This is a genomic window from Mesorhizobium sp. M7D.F.Ca.US.004.03.1.1 (assembly GCF_003998635.1).
Lineage (GTDB): Bacteria > Pseudomonadota > Alphaproteobacteria > Rhizobiales > Rhizobiaceae > Mesorhizobium > Mesorhizobium loti.
In genome coordinates, this window is sequence record NZ_RZQG01000703.1 from 1 (window position 1) to 3,211 (window position 3,211).

General features: G+C 63.4%; 3 protein-coding genes. All 3 read right to left on the bottom strand.

From position 1 onward, the window contains the following. Positions 1 to 137: 137 nt before the first annotated feature. A complete protein-coding gene (locus EN935_RS28325; RefSeq protein WP_127264764.1) occupies positions 138 to 1,316 on the bottom strand; it encodes an NAD(P)/FAD-dependent oxidoreductase in 1,179 nt (392 codons plus the stop codon). Positions 1,317 to 1,425: 109 nt separating this feature from the next. After that, complete coding sequence (locus EN935_RS28330) at positions 1,426 to 2,163, bottom strand: dienelactone hydrolase family protein (RefSeq protein ID WP_109669404.1); 738 nt, start codon at positions 2,161 to 2,163, stop codon at positions 1,426 to 1,428. A 106-nt stretch (positions 2,164 to 2,269) separates the two neighbouring features. Continuing rightward, positions 2,270 to 3,211, bottom strand: a 942-nt coding sequence (locus EN935_RS28335) for a cyanate transporter (protein ID WP_127373852.1), incomplete at its 5' end; no start/stop codon positions are given.

Here is a 3,211-nt window from a genome sequence, read left to right on the forward strand (position 1 = left end):
AGCGTGCCCTGAAAGACCTCGTCCGTGCCGCGATCGACTACAACCAGGCCAAAAAGAAGAAGAAAGCGCCGGCGGTTACTCGGGCGAAGGCGCAGAAGTAAGACTATGAAGCTGGTCGTGGATCGGCGCTTTCGACCCTAAGCCGCCTGCCCCGCCACCCAGCCCGACGACCACGCCCACTGGAAATTATAGCCACCCAGCCAACCCGTGACATCGACGGCTTCGCCTATGAAGAACAGGCCCGGCACGGATTTCGCCTGCATCGTTTTCTGCTCCAATCCGTTGGTGTCGACCCCGCCCAGTGTCACTTCGGCGGTGCGGTAGCCCTCTGAACCGGCAGGCTTGATGCGCCAGTCATTGACCGCAGCGGCGACGGTTTTGATCTGGGCATCGGAAAGATCGGCAAGGTTGCCGTCGATCCCGGTTCGCTCGGCTATCGACTGCGCCAGCCGCTTCGGGAGATGATTTGCCAGCACGGTCTGCACCGCTTGCCGTCCATTTCCGCGCTTGGCGATACGAATGATTTCCGCCACATCAACTCCCGGCAGCATGGCAATGCGGATTTCATCCCCCTCGCGCCAATAGGAAGAGATCTGCAGGATGGACGGTCCGCTGACACCGCGATGCGTGAACAGCATCGCTTCGGAAAACCGCGTCTTGCCGCAGGCGACTTCCGCGTCCACGGCGTTGCCGGCCAGGGGCGCCAGGCGCTCGAGCGTGTTTGCATCGAAGGTCAGTGGCACCAGCGCCGGCCGCGTTTCGACAACGGCAAGGCCGAACCGTTCGGCAAGCTCATAGCCGAAGCCGGTCGCCCCCATCTTGGGGATCGACTTGCCGCCGCAGGCCACGACAACGGACTGGCAAGTGACCGTGCCCGTGGAGAGGATGAGCACAAACCCCTCCTCGGTCTTGCGGACATCCTCAACCCTGGTCGACAGTGCCAGCTCCACGCCCCTGTCCTGCATTTCCGAGATCAGCATGTCGATGATCTGGCGTGCGGAGCCATCGCAGAACAGCTGCCCCAGTGTCTTTTCGTGATAGGCGATGCGGTGGCGTTCGACGAGCGCAATGAAATCGCGCTGCGTATAGCGGCTGAGCGCCGAGATGCAGAAATGGGGATTGTCCGAGAGAAAGTTCTTCGGGCTGGCATGGATGTTGGTGAAATTGCACCGGCCGCCGCCGGAGATGCGGATTTTTTCGCCGGGCATTGCCGCATGATCGAGGATCAGCACCGAACGGCCGCGCTTGGCCGCTTCCACGGCGCACATCATTCCGGCGGCACCCGCGCCGATGATCACGACATCATAGGATTGCATCAGGCTATTCGTTCCCGCTCGACCCGCTAATCCGGGGCCGCGCCATTAGTGCTGCCTGATAGCGCGAACGGGACGAGCAGCCAACAGGCAAGAACAGCCGCGGAAAGGCTTAGATCAGGGTCTCGGCGAACAGCGTCGTCAATCGCTTCCAGTGGCGTTCCGCACCCGCGGCATTGAAAACGCTATGATCGGGTACGCACCAGCCATGCGCCATACCGGCATAGTTCTCGATGACATGGTCGACTTCCGCAACCCGCAGCGCCTCGGCCAGTCGCGCGGACTGTTCCGGCGGGAAACTTCTGTCGACGCCGGATGTGCCGACATAGACACGCGCCTTGATGGAGGCCGCCTTGCGATGCGGGCTGTCGGCGGCGTCGCTGGCCAGATTGCCGCCATGGAAGCTCGCGGCCGCCTCTATCCTGTCGGGATAGGTTGCGGCGGCATTCAGTGCCCGGCCGCCACCCATGCAGTAACCAACGGTGCCGACCGGTCCGGTGACGCCCTCGGCAGCAAGTGCATCGAGGAATGCACCGCTGTCGCTGATAGTCATATCCTGCGAGGTGCCTGTGACCAGCGCCATCAGCGCCGCCTTGGTCTTTTCCTCGACGAAGGCGGTCTTGGCGTCGAACGGCCCGTAAGGCGCATTGCGGTAGAACAGGTCGGGCACCAGCACCGCATAACCTTCATTCGCCAGCCGCTCAGCCATGCTGCTGAGCGCCGGCCGCGGACCGAAAGCATCCTGATAAAGAATGACGCCAGCCTTGGCCGGAGATGCGTTTGCCGAGCGGAAAAGCCCTGCTTTGGCAACGCCATCCCTGGTCTTGATCTGAAGGTCCTGCTTCGTCATCGCCCGCTCCGTTCGATTGATGCGCGATACATATCCGGCCAAGCCGATACGGCAAGGCGTTCCCTGAACGCGGCAGTCAACATTTCGTGCAGGATTGCGTGACGCGTTATCGGTCGTCGGCGCGCACGGTCCGTGCGCCCACATGCAGCGCGTGGCCGGCGCCGAACCCCATGATGGCGGCGCCAAGCCCGAGCGCTACAAACAGGAGGGCCGACGCCGAAAAACTGCCGGTCCAGCCACGGATCAACCCCACCAGCAGCGGGCCGAAGGCCGCCAGAACATAGCCCACACCTTGCGCCATGCCCGAAAGATGCGCCGCCACATGCGAATCCGGCGAACGCAGCACGATCAGGCTCATGGCAGCCGCGATCAGGCCGCCCTGCCCGATGCCTTGCAGGACCGCCCAGAACAGCACGGTCGAGGTCGGAGCGAAAAGAATGCCGAGCAGCGCAATCACCGCTGTGGCAACGAGCGCCACATTGATGCCGCGCTGGTCTTTCAGCCGCATCGCAAAGGACGGCACGGCAAGGCACGTGATGACCTGCGCCATCACCGATACCGAAACCATGGCGCCGGCGGTGGCCGCGTCGAAACCGCGCTCGCGCAGGATCGGCGCCAGCCAGCCGAAGATGCAATAGGCAAGCGCTGACTGCAGCCCCATGAACAGCGTCACCTGCCACGCCAAGCGATCGCGCCAAAGCCCGACGACGCGAAACCCTTGATGGCTGACCTGCTGTCGGCTGCCGAGCGCCTGCGGAATCCATATCAACAGCACGACCAGCGTCGGCACCGCCCAGGCAGCGAGCGCTCCCGACCATGAACCCGTGACCAAATGCTCGATCGGCAGTGTGAAACCCGCGGCGGCGGCCGAACCGGCGCAGAGCGCCATGGTGTAGAGCCCGGTCATGACGGCGGCCCTGTCGGCAAAATCACGCTTCACCAGGCCCGGCAGCAGGACGTTGCCGATGGCTATGGCACCGCCGGCAAGGAAGGTGGCGACAAACAGCAAGGGAACCGATTCGAACCAGCGCAGCCCGGTGCCCAGCAC